The 16,314-nt window shown below is 67.7% G+C and carries 11 protein-coding genes; 5 read left to right on the top strand and 6 right to left on the bottom strand.

Translation table 11 applies throughout. The features are described 5' to 3' along the window. Nucleotides 1–184: 184 nt before the first annotated feature. From QOZ99_RS16995 to crcB, 4 genes are all read left to right on the top strand, one after another. Entirely contained in the window at nt 185–1,426 is a 1,242-nt protein-coding gene (locus tag QOZ99_RS16995) for an iron-containing alcohol dehydrogenase (protein ID WP_306891194.1), read from the top strand. 5 nt (nt 1,427–1,431) lie between these two features. Beyond that, entirely contained in the window at nt 1,432–2,916 is a 1,485-nt protein-coding gene (locus QOZ99_RS17000) for an NAD-dependent succinate-semialdehyde dehydrogenase (RefSeq protein WP_306891195.1), read from the top strand. A 17-nt stretch (nt 2,917–2,933) separates the two neighbouring features. Beyond that, nucleotides 2,934–3,767: an alpha/beta hydrolase gene (locus tag QOZ99_RS17005; RefSeq protein WP_306891196.1), complete on the top strand. Its 834-nt coding sequence runs from the start codon at nt 2,934–2,936 to the stop codon at nt 3,765–3,767. A 122-nt stretch (nt 3,768–3,889) separates the two neighbouring features. Continuing rightward, complete coding sequence (gene crcB, locus QOZ99_RS17010; RefSeq protein ID WP_370876879.1) at nt 3,890–4,318, top strand: fluoride efflux transporter CrcB; 429 nt, start codon at nt 3,890–3,892, stop codon at nt 4,316–4,318. 40 nt (nt 4,319–4,358) lie between these two features. Here crcB and QOZ99_RS17015 read toward each other — a convergent pair whose 3' ends face one another. From QOZ99_RS17015 to QOZ99_RS17040, 6 genes are all read right to left on the bottom strand, one after another. Further along, nucleotides 4,359–5,783: a glycosyltransferase family 4 protein gene (locus QOZ99_RS17015; protein WP_306891197.1), complete on the bottom strand. Its 1,425-nt coding sequence runs from the start codon at nt 5,781–5,783 to the stop codon at nt 4,359–4,361. Then, nucleotides 5,767–6,855: a polysaccharide pyruvyl transferase family protein gene (locus QOZ99_RS17020; protein ID WP_306891198.1), complete on the bottom strand. Its 1,089-nt coding sequence runs from the start codon at nt 6,853–6,855 to the stop codon at nt 5,767–5,769. Before QOZ99_RS17020 ends, QOZ99_RS17015 begins: the two co-directional genes overlap by 17 nt. A gap of 23 nt (nt 6,856–6,878) precedes the next feature. Next, a complete protein-coding gene (locus tag QOZ99_RS17025) occupies nt 6,879–8,330 on the bottom strand; it encodes a mannose-1-phosphate guanylyltransferase/mannose-6-phosphate isomerase (protein ID WP_306891199.1) in 1,452 nt (483 codons plus the stop codon). 202 nt (nt 8,331–8,532) lie between these two features. Further along, nucleotides 8,533–9,348 carry an SDR family NAD(P)-dependent oxidoreductase gene (locus QOZ99_RS17030; protein WP_306891200.1) on the bottom strand — a complete coding sequence of 272 codons (816 nt, stop codon included), beginning with the start codon at nt 9,346–9,348 and terminating at the stop codon, nt 8,533–8,535. Next, nucleotides 9,345–10,757: a capsule polysaccharide biogenesis protein gene (locus QOZ99_RS17035; protein WP_306891201.1), complete on the bottom strand. Its 1,413-nt coding sequence runs from the start codon at nt 10,755–10,757 to the stop codon at nt 9,345–9,347. Before QOZ99_RS17035 ends, QOZ99_RS17030 begins: the two co-directional genes overlap by 4 nt. Beyond that, nucleotides 10,754–12,988 (bottom strand): polysaccharide pyruvyl transferase family protein, encoded by a 2,235-nt coding sequence (locus tag QOZ99_RS17040; protein ID WP_306891202.1) that lies wholly within the window; start codon nt 12,986–12,988, stop codon nt 10,754–10,756. The genes QOZ99_RS17035 and QOZ99_RS17040 overlap by 4 nt, the downstream gene beginning before the upstream one ends. Before the next feature lie 689 nt (nt 12,989–13,677). Here QOZ99_RS17040 and QOZ99_RS17045 point away from each other — a divergent pair. Continuing rightward, the gene (locus QOZ99_RS17045; RefSeq protein ID WP_306891203.1) at nt 13,678–16,212 is read left to right on the top strand and encodes a glycosyltransferase; all 2,535 of its coding nucleotides are present in this window, start codon (nt 13,678–13,680) and stop codon (nt 16,210–16,212) included. Nucleotides 16,213–16,314 lie beyond the last annotated feature (102 nt).

Consider the following 16,314-nt stretch of genomic DNA (forward strand, 5'->3'; position numbering starts at 1 on the left):
CGTGCGGTTCGGCGGCGATCTGGGAGGCGGCGAGAGGTTTCGGACTGCGCACGGTTTTGCCCCTTGACAATGATCGACAGCTAGCACGATCCTCTGCCGCATTCAATACGATATCCTATACGATTTCGTGCAGAACATCCTCATCAGGCTGAAAAATGCAGCCCAATCAATCGGATGAAACACCGTGACAGCCTATTCCGCGATCCGGTTGCCGACCGAAATCCTCTTCGGCAAGGGCCAGCGCCACGCCCTGCCCGCCGTGGCGCGCCGCCTCGGCTCGCGCGTCCTGCTGTGCACCGACGAACGCCTGTCCGCCTCGGTCGTGTTCGGCGACATGCTCGACGGGCTGCGCGCCGCCGGCCTTGCGGTGATGGTGCATGACCGCGTGCTGCCGGACGTGCCGCGCGACAGCGCGGCGGACTGCGCGCAGGAGGCCCGGCCCTTCGCGCCGGACCTGGTCATCGGCATTGGCGGCGGCAGCTGCCTCGACATGGCCAAATGCGCCGCGCTGCTGCTCAGCCATGGCGGCCGGCTGCCGGACTATTATGGGGAGTTCAAGGTTCCCGGCCCGGTGCTGCCGATCATCGCCGTGCCGACCACGGCGGGCACCGGCTCGGAGGCGACGCCGGTCGCGGTGATTTCCGATCCCGACCGCACGCTGAAAGTGGGCATTTCCAGCCCGCATCTCATTCCGAAAGCGGCGATCTGCGATCCCGACCTGACGCTGACCTGCCCGCCCTCGCTCACCGCCATAGCCGGCGCCGACGCGCTGACCCACGCCATCGAAGCCTTCACGGCCGGCCGGCGGCCGCCTTCGGCGGAACTGGCGCAGACCCATGTCTTCATCGGCAAGAGCGCGCTGACCGACCATTTCGCGCTGCTCGCCATCCGGCTTCTGGGCCGCAGCCTGGAGCGCGCCTGGCGCGACGGCTCCGACGAGGAGGCGCGGGCGGACGTGATGATGGCCGCGCTGGCGGCCGGCTGCGCCTTCGGCACGGCGGGAACGGCGGCGGCACACGCCATCCAGTATCCGGTCGGCGCCCTGACCCATACCGCGCACGGGCTCGGCGTCGCGACCCTGCTGCCCTATGTGATGCGCTACAATCGCGATTTCGCGCGGGACGAGATGGCGGAGATCGCCCTCGCGCTCGGCCTTCCCGGGCACGGCCGCTCGGTGGCGGCGCTGGCGGATGCCGCCATTGAGGAAGTGACGCGCCTGCTCGCCGCCATCGGCATTCCCGCCACGCTGGCCGAACTCGGGCTGCCGGCCGACAAGCTGGCCTGGACCGCCGAACAGGCGCTGGGCATCGAACGCCTGATCAAGAACAACCCGCGCCCGGTCGGCCCGGCGGACATGGCCCGCCTGCTCGACGCCGCCTATCGCGGCGATGCCACCGCCCCGGCCCTCGTCCTCGCACAGGATTGACGCTCATGAACGTCGCAACGCCTTCCCCCCTCACGGCCGCCCCGGCCATCGATCCGGCCGCCGGCGCGCGCGGCCTCTATATTGGCGGGCAATGGCTGTGGCCGACCGGCCGGCCCGCCATCGCGGTGATCGATCCTTCCACCGGCGAGCGCCTTGCGCAGGTTCCCGATGCCGGCGCGCCGGAGGCCGCCGCCGCGGTGGAGGCCGCCGCCGCCGCCGCCCCCGGATGGCGCGCGACACCACCGCGCCGTCGCTCGGAAATCCTGCGCCGCTGTTTCGAGCTGATGAGCGCGCGGTCGGAGGATCTTGCCCGCCTCATCTCGCTGGAAAACGGCAAGGCGCTGCGCGATGCGCGCGGCGAGGTCGCCTATGCCGCCGAGTTCTTCCGCTGGAACGCCGAGGAGGCGGTGCGGATTTCCGGCGATTTCGCGCTCTCGCCGGCGGGCGGCAACCACATCATCGTCGATTACGAGCCGGTCGGCATCTGCGTGCTGATCACCCCGTGGAACTTCCCCGCCGCCATGGCGACGCGCAAGATCGCCCCGGCGCTGGCGGCGGGCTGCACGGTGGTGCTGAAGCCGGCCAGCGAGACGCCGCTCACCGCCTATGCGCTCGCCGCGCTCTATGAGGAGGCGGGCGTGCCGCCCGGCGTGGTCAACGTTCTCACCACCTCGACGCCCGGCCCGGTGACGGCGGCGATGCTGGCGGACCCGCGCGTGCGCAAGCTCTCCTTCACCGGCTCGACGCCGATCGGGCGCGCGCTGCTGGCGGAAGCGGCGAAGAACGTGATCGGCTGCTCGATGGAACTGGGCGGCAACGCGCCGCTCATCGTGTTCGACGATGCCGATCTGGACGTGGCGCTGGAAGGCGCGATGCTGGCCAAGATGCGCAATGCGGGGGAGGCCTGCACCGCCGCCAACCGCATCTATGTGCAGGCCGGGCTCTATGAGCGCTTCGCGGCCGAACTGACCGCGCGCATGGCGGCCTTGCGGGTGGGCCCCGGGCCGGAGGCGACCACCGAGTGCGGGCCGATGATCACCGCGAAGGCGGTCGACAAGATCGAGCGGCTGGTGGACGACGCGCTGGGGCGCGGGGCGCGCCTGCTCTGCGGTGGCACGCGCCCGGCCGGACACGGCTTCTTCTACCCGCCCACCGTGCTGGTGGACGTGCCCGACGACGCCGCCATGGGGGGCGAGGAGATTTTCGGCCCGGTGGCGGCGATCAGCCGCTTCGAGACCGAGGAGGAGGCGATAACCCGCGCCAACGCCACCGAATATGGCCTCGCCGCCTATGTCTTCACCCGCGATCTCGCGCGCGGCCTGCGGGTGTCGCGGCGGATCGAGACCGGCATGGTCGGGCTCAATCGCGGCCTTGTCTCCGATCCGGCGGCACCGTTCGGCGGCACCAAGCAGTCGGGCCTCGGCCGCGAGGGAGGAACCCATGGCGTGCTGGAATTCCTGGAGGCAAAATACATCGCCACCAGCCTCTAGCCCGCGCGTCCATCACCATGGTCGATCCGTTCCGCACCCGCGACCACGTGCCCGATTTCGACCGGCACGTGGCCGCCTATGCCACCCGCAGCACGGCCACGCGGGCGCGGCTGCGCATGCGCGCGGACCTTGCCTATGGCCCCTCCCCGGCCGAGCGGCTCGACCTGTTCTTCCCGCCGCAGGGCGCGAGCGGCGCGGTCCACCTGTTCATCCATGGCGGCTACTGGCGGATGTTCGCCAAGGAGGACTTCTCCTTCGTCGCCGAGACGGTGACGCAGGCGGGCGCCATCGCGGTGATCATCGACTATGCGCTGATGCCCGCCGTGCGGATGGAAACCGTGGTCGGGCAGGTCCGCCGCGCGCGGGACTGGATCGCCCGGCATATTGGCGAGCACGGCGGCGATCCGGCCCGGCTGACGGTCAGCGGCCATTCGGCCGGCGCGCATCTGGCCGCGCTTCTGTTCGACGACCGCCAGCCGGCGGCCCTCGATGGCGTGCTGCTGCTGAGCGGCCTCTATGACCTCGCCCCGCTGCAGGCCTCGTTCCTGAAAGATCTGATCGCCCTCACCGACGCGGAAGTCGCCCGCTTCAGCCCACTCGGCCGCGTCTATGGGACGGGGCCGCGTGTCGATCCGCGGGTCGAATTGCTGGTCGGGGAGCACGAGACGCCCCCGTTCCACGCACAGGCGGACGCGTTCGCGGCCCATCTCGCCGGTGCCGGCCTGATGGCCGAGCGATCGACCATGGAAGGCGCCGACCATATGAGCATCATTGCCGATCTCGGAACGCCCGGCACGCCAACCGCCCGTCGTCTTGCCCGCCTCCTCACCGGCCCGCATCTTGTCCCTTAAGCCAACGGATTATCGTCATCCCGCTTGAAGGGAGACAGCTTAAGGGTGTGAATCAGCGGAAGGGGACGTGCCGTCCCCCGGCAGGCAGGCACGCAGGCAGGCACATGGGAATGAGCGGAATGATCCAGGCGACGCTTTGTGTGGCAGCGGGCGGCGCGATCGGCAGCGTGGCGCGCTTCTGGATCGCGCTGCTGATGGCACCCTACAGCCGCGACCTGCCCTGGGGCACGCTGCTCATCAATATCGTCGGCTCGTTCGTCATCTCCTTCTTCGCCACGCTCACCATCGCGCACGGGCGTTATCCCGCGCCCGAGCTGTGGCGCATCGGCGTCATGGTCGGCATCTGCGGCGGGTTCACCACCTTTTCCTCGTTCAGCTTCCAGACGCTGGAACTCATCCGCGCCGGCGCGCCGGGACGGGCGATGCTCAACATCGTCCTGTCGGTGGCGCTGTGCCTCATCGCGGTGTCGCTCGGCTATATCGCGGCCGAGCGACTCAATGGCGGCGTGGCGCAGCTGACCGAGACGCAGGTGGAGGAAGAGACCGCGTGAGCGGACGCGCGCGCAAACCCGCACATGCGTGTCTCCCGCCTCAGCGCCGCGTCGCCGGCTCGGGAATGAGACGGTCGTAGAGCGCCGACAGCCGCGCGCGATAGCGCTCTTCCGAGAACAGTGCGGCCTGCGCCCGCCCGCGCCCGGACAGCGCGGTGCGCAGGTCCGCATCGACCGACAGGGTCTTGATGGCATCGGCGATGGCGCGGGGGTCGTAAGGATCGACCAGCAGCGCGGCGTTGCCCGCCACTTCCGGGATCGAGGCGGTATTGGAACTGATGACCGGCGTGCCGAGCGACATCGCCTCCAGCACCGGCAGGCCGAACCCCTCATAGAGCGAGGGAAACACCAGCGCCTTGGCGCCACGGATCAGGCTCACCAGCAGGGGGAACGGCGCATAGTCGAAGCGCCGCACGCGGTCGCGCACGAAGGTGAGGTTGTCCAGCTGTTCGAGATAGCGGTTCGAGCCCTCGTTGAGGAAGCGCAGTTCCTCGCCCGCCTTCCACGCCGTCTTGCCCAGCAGCACCAGCGGTTCGCTGACCTGCGAGGCGAGATAGGCCTCGATGAGGCGGGAAATGTTCTTCTTCGGCTCGATCGCGCCGAAGAACAGGAAATAACCCTTGTAGGGAAGGCCGAAGGCGCCCTCGACTTCCTCGCGCACCAGATCATCGCTCTTGTCGGCGTATTTCCTCGGGATCGACACCGCCTGATAAGTATTGGTGATCTTCTCCTCGGGGTAGCCGAACAGATCGACAATGTCGCGCTTGGACGCCTCCGAGACGGTGACGATGTGATCGGCGCGCTTCAGCACGCCCTCGATCATGCGCTTGTAGAACTTCTTGTTGTCGAGCGTGGTGAAGGGCAGGCGCAGCGGCACCAGGTCGTGCAGCGTGTAGATGTTGCGCGTGCCCGGCAGGCGGATGGGCAGCGGGTAGGTCCAGTGCATCAGGTCCGGCCGCGTCACCCCGCTCACCGTGAGGAAGTGCTGGTAGGCGCGGAAATGCCAGTAGCTGCGCGAGAACAGTTCGGGCGCGTTCCAGATACGGTCGTAATGGGGCAGCCGCGACTGGAAGGAGCGGCTGATCACCCGGCCGGACAAGGGCACGTCGCGCGCGCGGATGCCCATGGGCGAGGTGCAGAGCTGCGCCAGCCGCCGGCCGACCTCCAGCAGGAAGGACGGCGAGCCGACATTCGGGTCGAAGAAGGAGATTTCGCGCAGCAGGGGGTCGGCGCTGGGCGCGGCGCGCGTGCCGTAGAGAATCTCCGTCCGATAGCCGAGCGCGCCGCAGGCGAAACTGAGGTTGCGGGCATAGGTGGCGACGCCGGTACCCGCCTCCAAAGCGAGGTTGTAGCCATCGATCAGGACGCTGCCGCGCCCGCCGGCGCGGCCCTCCATCACCGGCGGCGCGCCAAGCCCTTCCACTGGCGGCGCGCCAAGCCCTTCCTCGTCACCCCGCAACCGCATGGACCTCAGCAACCCGCCCGCGCTGCGGCGCGCCGCCGCCATGGGCGTAGGGAATGTCGCGGATCAGCGGGTGCTCGAAGATGGTTTGGCCCTTTGGCGCGGCGATCGGGGCGACATCGATCGGCAGCGCGTCGATGAGCGGATCGATATCGAACTCCACCGGCTTCCACGCGGTATCGATCGACCAGATCAGGTGCTCCCAGTCGGTTCGCTTGTTGCGGCGCTGCACATAGACGGGAATGCGCGGAATGCCCATGCCGAGATAGAGATCGGTGATGCGCAGGTCGAAGCCGTCATCGGGATCCATGACGCGGCCGATCAGCCCGTCCGGCGCGCCGCGCGGAGCGAAATAGAGGCAGGGAATGCCATAGCTCTCGGCGAACACCATGCCGTGCAGGCTGGTGGAAACGAGCCGCTTGCAGGACAGGATCTCGTCCAGCTTGGCGCGCATCGAGGCGGCGCTGATCTCGGTCAGCGTGTTGATGATGCGCACGCTGCCGGCCAGTTCCGGCGGGATATGGTAGCGGTCATAGGTCTCGCGCGGCTTGGCATCGAGCGAGCGGTCGGCCAGATCGGAGAGATGGACGATGACGCCGACCTCGTATTTCTTCTCCAGCGTGGGATTGTAGAAGCGCGGCAGCGCCCAGACCGGATCGCCGAAGACCGGCGCGCCGACCGCGTTCGCCTCGCCGAGGATGGCGCGGCTGACCGGCCCGCGCGTGGCGTGCACGCGGTAGCGGGTCGCCGGATCGGGCACGAAGGGGATGCGCTCGCCCTCGCCGCCGGTATTCAGATAGCGGGACGAGCCCGTGCCCCACACGCTGATGTCGCCGCCCTTGAGGTTCTGCGCGATGGTGCCGACCGCCGACATGCGGATGCTGGCGGCATCATGCGCCTGGTGGATGATGGGCTTGCCCGAAAGCAGGGCCACCATCACCGGGGAAAGGGCGTCGCCCAGGTTCAGGTAGTTCTGCACCCGCGTGGCGGCCACCCAGGACAGCGGCACGACGCCGGTGTCGCGGACGATCTCGCGCAGCGAAGGTTGCCTGCGCAGCGAAGGTTGCTGGAGCACGTCGCTGTTCCTTCTTCTGTTGATCAGGTCAGCGCGACGGCCACAGCGGCCGGAACGCGGTTATACACGTCGTCGAGGCGCACGATGTCGTCCTCGCCGAGATAGGAGCCGACCTGCACCTCGATGAGTTCGAGCGGGATGCGTCCCGGATTGGTCAGGCGATGGACCGCGCCGAGCGGGATGTAGGTCGATTCGTTTTCCTGCAGCATGAACACCTTCTCGTTCACCGTGACCTCGGCCGTGCCGTGCACGACGATCCAGTGTTCCGAGCGGTGGTGGTGCTTCTGCAGCGAAAGGCGCTCGCCGGGATCGACGATGATCTTCTTCACCCGGAAGCGGCCACCGAGATTGATGGTCTCGTAGCTGCCCCAGGGGCGGTGCATCCGCGGGTGCTCATGGGCCTCGTTGCGCCGCTCGGCCTTGAGCGCGGAGACGAGGTGCTTGACCTCCTCGGAACGCTCGGACGGCATGACCAGCACGGCATCGCCCGTCGCGACGATCGAGAGGCCGCTCACGCCGATCGCCGCGATCAGCGGCCCGTCGGAATGGACATAGCAATTCTCGGTGTCGATCATCCGCACCGGGCCGCGCTGGGCATTGCCGGACGCGTCCGTCTCGGCGATCTCGCGCATCGCGTTCCAGCTGCCGACATCGGACCAGGGGAAGCTGCCCTCGACCACGGCGGCGCGGCTGGTGCGCTCCAGCACGGCATAGTCGATCGACAGGCTCGGGGCGGCGTGGAAATCGGCACCCAGCCGGCAGAAGCCGAGGTCGCTCTTGGCATTGCCGAGGGCGCGGCGCACCGCGTCGACGATCTCGGGCTCGAAGCTCTCGGCCTCCTCCAGCATCACATGCGCGGGGAACAGGAAATTGCCCGAGTTCCAGAGATAGCCGGCTTCGATATAGTCGCGCGCCTTCTCGACGCTCGGCTTCTCGGCGAAGGCCTCGACAAGGGCGGCTGTACCCCCGTTCAGCGCGGCGCCGCGGCGTATATAGCCATAGGAGGTGCGCGGCTCGGTCGGCGTGATGCCGAAGGTGACGATATGGCCGAGATCGGCGGCACCGACCGCCTTGCGGCAGGCCTCGTGAAACGCGAACGTGTCGCCGATGACGTGGTCGGCCGCGAGCACCAGCAGTGTCGCCTCCGTTCCGTGCAGGCGCTGGGCGAGCAGCGTCGCCGCCAGCAGGGCGGGCGCCGAATCGCGCCGCGCCGGCTCCAGCAGCACGGTCGGCTCGATGCCGATGTCGCGCGCCTGGCGCTGGGCGAAGAAGCGGAATTCCTCATTGGTCACGATGATCGGCGAGGCGAACGTCTCGCCCGGCGCGACGCGCTGCAACGTGTCCTGATAGAGCGTCGCGCCCGAGGTCGAGAGCGGCAGGAACTGCTTGGGCAGGGAATCGCGCGAGATCGGCCAGAGCCGGGTGCCGGATCCACCCGCGAGAATGACAGGGACGATCTTGGAGCCAGCGGCCATCGATTGCTCTCCTCACATGGGGGAAGGTGATGTTCGGTAGATCGACTTGATCATATACCGGCACTTCGCACTTGCGAGATAGTATACACGAGACAAAATACGTCAACACAAATGTCGTTTTTGAAATTACTCCAATATTTGTTAGCTATTATTTCTCAATTTCGAAGAAAAATCACTCAATACGCAAAATGATACCTTGCGTCTATTTTGCTATAGGCACGCCATCGGGTGTTGAGGCGGCATCAACCGGCCGAATATTTGCCGCGAAGAACCGTTGCAGCACGGCGTCCCGCACCATCGCCGGCACGCAGCGCCCGAGCCCGATGAGGGCGACCAGCGGCCACGGAAACGCGATGGAGCGCGCCCCGCGATCGCTGGCATGGGCGATGGCGGCCGCGGCCCGTTCCGCGCTCCATTCCAGCGGGCGCCAGCCGCGATAATCGCGGCTCATGCCGGTGGAAATGAAGCCGGGACAGGCCAGCGTGAGGCGCACGCCCGCGGCCGCCAGCACCGGGCGGAGTGCCTCGCCAAAGGCAATGAGGCCGGCCTTGGTGGCGCTATAGGTCGGCTGGTCCGGCAGCGGCATGCGCCCCGCCAGCGAGGCGACCAGCACCACGCGCCCGGTCCCGCGCGCGCGCATCGGGTCTATGAGCGGCAGCACCGTCGCCACCGCGCCCTCGAAATTGGTGCGGATCTGCGCCAGCACCTCGTCAAGCCGCTCCGCCTGCCCCTCGCGACCGAGGCTCGCCTCGACGCCGGCATTGGCGATGACGGTGTCGATCGGCGTGCGCGCGTCGATCTCGGCAATGAGTGGCGCGAGCGCCTCGCTCGCGCGCACGTCCATCGGCACGACGCGGACCGTGGCCCCGCGCGCGCGGCATTCCAGCGCCACCCGCTCCAGCCGCGCCGCATCGCGGGCGATGAGAACCAGCGCGATGGCCGGCGCGGCATAGTGGCGGGCCAGCGCGGCGCCGAGGCCGCTGGACGCGCCGGTGATGAGGATGTGGCGCGCGCTCATGCCGGCTGCGCCTCCCCGGTCATCCGGTCACCGGCCATCCGGTCATCGGCCGCTTCATCCTGTGCCGCCCGATCTTCCGCCACGCGATCCTCGGTGGCCATGCGGGCGACGAGGCCCTCGACCGCCTGCGCGATCGATTCCGGCGCGAAGAAGCCGCCGGCAATCTGCGTGCGTGCCAGCACGACCCGGCAATAGGCCCGCACAAGCGCGGGATCGGGCGGCGGCGGCGCGGTCCAGAAGGCATCGAGCGCGCCCTGATGGGCAAGGCCCGGCATGTCGTAGGTGGCGCGACCGAGAACCTTGAGCGGCCGGCCATGCCGGAGCGCGGCGATCGCCGTGGTCGAATTGACCAGCACCACCCCGGCGCTGCGCGCCACCAGCGTATCGATGTCGCCATTTTCGAGGAACAGCACGCGCCCCTTGAGCCCGTGCGCGTCGATGAGGCGCGCGATCATGTGGCGCGTGGCCGGCAGGCGCGTATCATAGGGATGCCGCTTCACCACGAGGCGGGCGGCTTTCGGCGCTGTCGCGGCGAAGGAAGCCAGCACCCGTTGCGCCACCTCCTCCACCGAGCCGAAGCTGGAATGGACGCGCATCTGGAAGTCGCCTTCCAGTTGCAGCGGCAGCAGGAAATAGGTCGCGCGCCCGACCAGCGCCGCCTGCGCCAGACGGTCGCGCTCGCGGGCGGCGGCGGCATTGAACCAGCGCACCAGCCAGCCCGCATAATCCACCATCGGGTGCACCAGCGTGTGCCGCTGGTAGCGCGCGAAGAACGGCGCCAGCGCGGCATGGCCGGCGTGCCAGGCGACATCCCAGGCGGCGCGGCGGGCGAAAGGCTCGCTCACCGCCCCGCGCGGGCGCACCGGCTCGGGGGTCTCGCCGGCCGCCGCGCGCAGGCGCTCCGGCGTGCGCGGCAAATCGGAATGGGCATTCACGCCATGGCGCTCACGGGTGATCCAGCCAGGGCGGAAATAGCCTTCCTCCAGCAGATGCAGCCCGATGCCGCGCACCCGCGCGGCGGATACGGCCGGCACATGATAGGGCCGGCAATCGCCGAACAGCACGAGATCGCTCACGCCCTGCTCGGCCATGAGCCGCGCGACATAAGCCGGCCAATCCTCCAGCCGCCCGCGATAGAGCCGCGCGCGACCCGGCCAGAATACCAGATCGCCGCCGCATAGATGCACCTTGACGATGCGCGCGCCGCGCCGGCGCAGCGCCTGCGCGAGCCGGTAGGCAAAGGGCGAGGCCGGGCCCTGCAGGAACAGGAAGCAGCGGCCGGCCAGACCCGGCGCGGCGACAGCGGGGGTGTCACTCGCCGCATCGACACGCAGCCCCGCCCCCTGCAGCCCCATCCTCTCGAAGGCGGCGTCGGGCCTTTCGACGCGGTTCACCGCCGCGCGGCTCAATAGTCGATCCTGTCGACGATTTCCGGCGGCAATGCCCAGGAGGTCGCCTCCGGCGACACCGCGAGCGGCATGGGGAAGGCGCGGATCAGCGGGCCGTCATCATAGATCAGGGGTTGCCACTTGCCATGCACCCAGGCCAGCACGGCGTTCCAGTCGGTGGCGCGGGAGCGGTCGAGGCAATAGGAGGACAGGGTGCTGCGCCCGACGCCGGAATAGAAATCGCGCATGCGATGGTCGATCTGATGCTGCGGGTTGCCGAGTTCCAGCATGCGCCCCTCGCCATCGCCATAGGTGGCGAACCACGCGCAGGGGATGCCGTAGGTCTCCGAGAGCACGAGCCCGTGCAGGCTGGTGGAGACGATGGCGCGGCAGGAAACGATTTCCGCCACCTTGGCCTTCATGCCCTCCGGGGTCGGCGGGCAATGGGTGTTGATGAGGCGGATGCGGCCCTTGAAGTCGTCGGGGATGCCGTAGCGTTTCAGCGTGGGCTTCACCAGCGCCTCGGGCGTGCGGTCCTCCAGCTCGGTGATGTGGAGGATGACGCCGAGATCGTGCGTCTTCTCCACGTCCTTCATCGGCCAGAATCGCGGCAGCATCCACACCGGATCGCCGAACACGTCCGGCACCTGCATGCCGGCGGCGCGCAATGTGCGGGCGCTGTTGGGGCCGCGCAGCGCGTGGATATGGAAATCGGTATCGGAGGGGCGCACATAGCCGCGCACCAGCGGATCAACCGGGTTGCGCTCGGCATCGACCCCGGTGCCCCAGAAATGCAGCACGCCGTTGCGCTGGTTATGGCCGATCGTGCCCACCGCCACCATGCGCTCGATGGGCTGGTCGAAGCCGGCGCGCCGCACGGTAACGCCCGCCATGCCCGCCACGATCAGCGCGCTCAGCGTATCCCCGAGATTGGCGTGCGGCGATTCACGCGTCGTCGCCGCCCAGGACAGGGGAATGGAAATTCGGTCCGCATTCATGCGCAGCAGGGTGGCAACCTCGGGCGACATGGCCCGCGAGCCGCCCTTCACCTCCGCCACGACAGCCGGCACCCGCTGCGAGGCCGCCAGACGTATCACCGTTTCGCCGGTCCGCATCCCGTTCAACTCCTTAGCCGGCGCCGTAACAGCGGCGGATGTCGCGCTCGACTGTGCCTCGTTCGAACTGGCCTCGACCATCGGGGCCCCTTCCTCGTCGCGGTCCTGCTGGCGCAGCAGCGCCACGTCATGCTGCAGCACCAGCCCCTTCACGACCGGATGATCCCAGATGCTCCGGCCCGATGGCGCCTTGAGCGGCGACGGCGAGAAGGGAAAGGTCTCGATCAGCCGGTCGGCCTCGAAATGCGCCGGCTCCCAGGAGCGGTCCACCGCATCCATCACCGCCTGCCAGTCGGTCGGCAGGCCGCGGTCCTGGAAATAGGCGGGCACGTGCCGCCGCCCGAGGCCGAGATAGAGATCCACCATGCGCAGGTCCGCCGGCCCGTCCGGATCCAGATCCAGCCGGCCGAGGCCGCGCGGCTCCGACAGCGGGGGAAAATACAGGCAGGGAATGCCATAGGCCTCGGCGACGACCAGCCCGTGCATGCTCATCGAGACGATCCGCTCGCAGGCGAGGATCTCGTCCAGCTTGGCCTTCAGCGCGGGCACGCCAAGCGGCGTGACGGTGGTGATGAGATGGACATCGCCCTGGAACGCCTCGGGAATGCGATAGCGCACGAAAGCGGGTTGCGGCCGCGCCTCGTAAGAGCGGTCGACCAGTTCGGACAGGTGCAGGATGACGCCCAGCTTCCACTTCTTGCGGATGCGCGGACGATAGAAGCGCGGCAGCAGCCAGGCCGGATCGCCATAGACGCCGGGCCGCGGCCCGCCATTGCTCATCAGCCGCTCGGCCACCGGCCCGCTCGTGGCATGCAGCACGATGCCGTCATGGCCCGTGGGCGCGAAGGCGACGCGCCGGTCGACCGGGGCCGAGGGGTTTCGCCAGGGCGAGCAGCCGGTGCCCCACACATGCACCTCGCCGCCCTCGAACGTGTGGCCGATCGCCCCGATCGCCGACATGCGGACCGAGCGGGACTTGGCCGGCACGCGCCGCACCGGGACCCCCCCGACCATCGCCGTCATCACCGGGCTGAGGGCATCCTCGAAATTCAGATAGTCCATGAGGGTGGTCGAACCGGCCCAGCCGAGTCTCACCTCGCCCTCGGCCTGTACGATGGCGTCCAGCGGTGCCTTCATACTACCTCACGAATTTAAAGCAATTTCAAAATATCTACGTCGCATCGCCTCACATTCGGCGCCGCGTGAATAGTAGAATGATCATTTTCTTCGCCTCTGTCCACTCCACCACAACTATTTACTGTTTTTGAAACTTCCGGACCTCGCGGGAGTTGAATGCTCGCGGGCGCATCCCCTGCATCCGGAACGCCGCTTGCGGCAGGGATCCGCTCCCTGCGCAGAACCGCCCGCCTTCCCGCCAGCATCGCTCGCATGTCGGCTACGCGTCGGGCGCGCGCCACCTGCGCAGCCATGCTGCGATGCGGCAGACGGCGCATTCTGCGCGGTGCCACCCAATGGGGCGATACAAAATTTCTATAGAACCTTTTGCAAACCAATCGAAAATCCACGTTGTTGCCCCATTGTGGTGAGTCTATACGGGCCAACAACCGATCATTTTTTGATCTTATATCGATATCGAATTCATTCGAAATTCGATACATTAATATTTTAGAGTGCAATTACTTGAAAACAATGGTCTTAAAATACCATTTCCGCGAGGTATTGACGAAATACTACATAAAATAGCATCTAGACATCGCTTCGCTTTTGATGCTGCAATGCACATCTCGCGAAATATCTAAAGGCGATCTGGCTGAACTCGGAGACTGTTCCCGCGCCAGATCGCCCACCAAGGAAACGGGTGGCTCATGAATCTCGAAGCCTTCGGACGTCAGACAGGGCGCGATTTCGGCCAGACAAGCTTCGCTTCACTGGCCGAGAACCTGCGCGAGCGTCATGCGAGCGGCGATGACAGCAGGCCCGAAGATCAACTTCAGAGTGCATGGAAGCTGGCTGATTCGCGCCACAATTACTTACGAATTGCAAATGACGAACACATCGTCGGCGGCGTCTTCGTCGAGGGCGGACAGTGCATCGCCTGGGGCTTCAACCGGGCCGACCTGCTGAAGCCGGTAACGCTGCGCCTGGTGGTGGACGGGGCGACCGTGTTCGAACGCACGACCTCCCCGGAGGCGCTCATGCCGATACACCCCACCGGCTACCTGCTCGCCGGGCACCGGCAGATACGCCTCACCATCGACGGCGCGGGCGCCGCGGCCCCCGCCTTCGACGCGCAGGACTACTGGGCCGACGCCGAGACCCGCGAGGATCTCGCCAACTTCATCATCGGCATCGCCGACAGCGCTCGCGCGGGGCGCCTGCACCATCTGGTGTGGCACGAGATTCCCAACGTGACGCGGCGGCTGGAGACCTCCGACGAGCCGCCGGCGCGGTGGCGTGCCTCGACCTATACGCGCTACATGGCGGACCGCCTCGGCCTGCAGGGCAAGCTCTCGGGCGGCCAGTCGGTGGCCAACTGGATCGTCTCCGACGTCTTCGAGGACTGGTACAAGCGGCAGGTTTTCTGCCTCACCGACGAGATCCACGCGCTGCTCAGCGAACCGGTCATGAACCGGCGCGTGATGAAGCACGAAATCAGCCTGACGCTGTTCGCCTTCTGGCGGCGGCATTACCCGCATGTCGACATCTTCACGGACGATGGCTTGCGGCTGGTGCAGTACAAGTTCGCCACCGCGCCCTATATCTCCGACAAGAACAACGTGAAGCTGGTCTCGGAAGGCCTGCGGCGCTCGCTCTCGGCCCCGGCCGACATGTACCGCAACCGGGAACTGCCCTGGAGCTGGTACTGGCTCTTCCTGCTGGAGGACCAGGGGCTCGGCAGCCGCATGCGCGAGGAGGGCTTCGTCCGCCTCACCAGCTTCAAGGAGGTCGCGCTCGACGTCACCCAGCCCGACCGCCTGTCCTTCGCCCCGCATATCTGGCGCGCCTATTGGGGGGCCGGCGGCACCTCCGCCTTCACCCGCTTCGACCTCGCGCTGATCTCGATCATCGCCGACACGCCCACTCCCGAACTGGCCATCGCCGAGCGCGGGGCGGATTTCTGGAGCGAGCGGCTGCGCAGCGACGTCTACGCCCGCACGCCGCAGCTCTCGGTGCTGTCCGCCACCGGGCGGATCGAGGCGACGCCGGCCGTCATTGAGGACGAGGTGCCGCGCCGCGACCTCGTGATCATCGGCTATGCCAACACGACAGGCGTGGGGCGCAACCTCGCCATGTTCACCGAGGCGCTGTCGGGCTTCAACCCGCTGGTGTTCAACGCCGATGACGGCGCCTGCCTCAACCCCGAGACCGGCTATGATCCGGCCATCGGCGTGCGCGCCCGCGTGGTGCTGCTCTGCATCAATGCCGACCGCGCGCCGGAGATGATCGCCCGCTTCGCCGGCATCTGCGAGGACGCCCACATCATCGGCTTCTATCTCTGGGAGAGCGACCGGCCGCCGGCCAACCACACGCTGGGCGCGCTGACCGTCGACGAGATCTGGGCGCCCAGCAACTATGTCGCGGATGCCTACGCCAAGATCACCTCGGTGCCGGTCAAGGTGGTGGACAAGGGGCTGCACGCGCCGCTGGCCTATACCCCCTTCCTCGACCGTTTCCGGCAGGACCCCTCGGAGTTCATCTTCCTCACCGCCGCCGAGTTCGGCTCCTCCATCGTGCGCAAGAACCCGCTCGACGTGGTCAAGGCGTTCCAGCGGGCATTCGATGGCAGCGACCTCAACGTGCGGCTCGTCATCAAGATCCGCGAGGTCACGCCCGGCCACTGGAGCAACATCGATTCATACTGGGAGGAAATCGAGGAGCGGATCGCCGGCGACGACCGGATCAGCATTCTCGAAGGCAACCTGACCCCGGAGGAATACTGGACGCTGCTGTGGACGGTCGACGCCATGGTGTCGCTGCACCGCTCGGAGGGCTTCGGCTACGTGATCGCCGACGCGATGTTCGCGGACAAGGCGGTGATCGTCTCCGACTATTCCGGCTCGCAGGATTTCTGCGACGAGCAGACCGCCTTCCTCGTTCCCGTGCAGCAGACCCCGGCGCCGCCGGAATCGCTCGCCAGCCGCGGCTATATCGGCCAGTGGGGCATTCCCGATGTCGAGGCCGCCGCGCGCGCCATGTATCAGGCGGCGGAAGACGGCGACCTCAGGGCCATGCGCGCCCGCGCCGGCCAGGAGCGCGTGCTGCGCAAATACGACTTCACCAACTGGACGCAGGCGATTTCGGTCGAGATCGCCGAGCGGATCGAGCGCAGCCGTCGCAAGCTCGAGGAGACGGCGAACACGATCGCGCCGTCCGCGCCGGTGGCGACATCGCAATCGTAGGACGCTCTCGGGGCGCCCGCGCGCCGTCGCCTCCGCGATGGCGCGCCAGCGCGCGGCGGATGAGCCGCTGCACAGCCGGACCTCGACGTCCGGCGCAGCCAA

Origin of the sequence: Ancylobacter amanitiformis (genome assembly GCF_030814815.1) — a bacterium.
Lineage (GTDB): Bacteria > Pseudomonadota > Alphaproteobacteria > Rhizobiales > Xanthobacteraceae > Ancylobacter > Ancylobacter amanitiformis.

Coding starts and splice junctions, on each gene's coding strand:
- QOZ99_RS17030 (WP_306891200.1), bottom strand. CDS start 9,348: ATGAGCGCGCGCCACATCCTCATCACCGGCGCGTCCAGCGGCCTCGGC.
- QOZ99_RS17045 (WP_306891203.1), top strand. CDS start 13,678: ATGAATCTCGAAGCCTTCGGACGTCAGACAGGGCGCGATTTCGGCCAG.
- QOZ99_RS17005 (WP_306891196.1), top strand. CDS start 2,934: ATGGTCGATCCGTTCCGCACCCGCGACCACGTGCCCGATTTCGACCGG.
- QOZ99_RS17025 (WP_306891199.1), bottom strand. CDS start 8,330: ATGGCCGCTGGCTCCAAGATCGTCCCTGTCATTCTCGCGGGTGGATCC.
- QOZ99_RS17040 (WP_306891202.1), bottom strand. CDS start 12,988: ATGAAGGCACCGCTGGACGCCATCGTACAGGCCGAGGGCGAGGTGAGA.
- QOZ99_RS17015 (WP_306891197.1), bottom strand. CDS start 5,783: ATGCGGTTGCGGGGTGACGAGGAAGGGCTTGGCGCGCCGCCAGTGGAA.
- QOZ99_RS17000 (WP_306891195.1), top strand. CDS start 1,432: ATGAACGTCGCAACGCCTTCCCCCCTCACGGCCGCCCCGGCCATCGAT.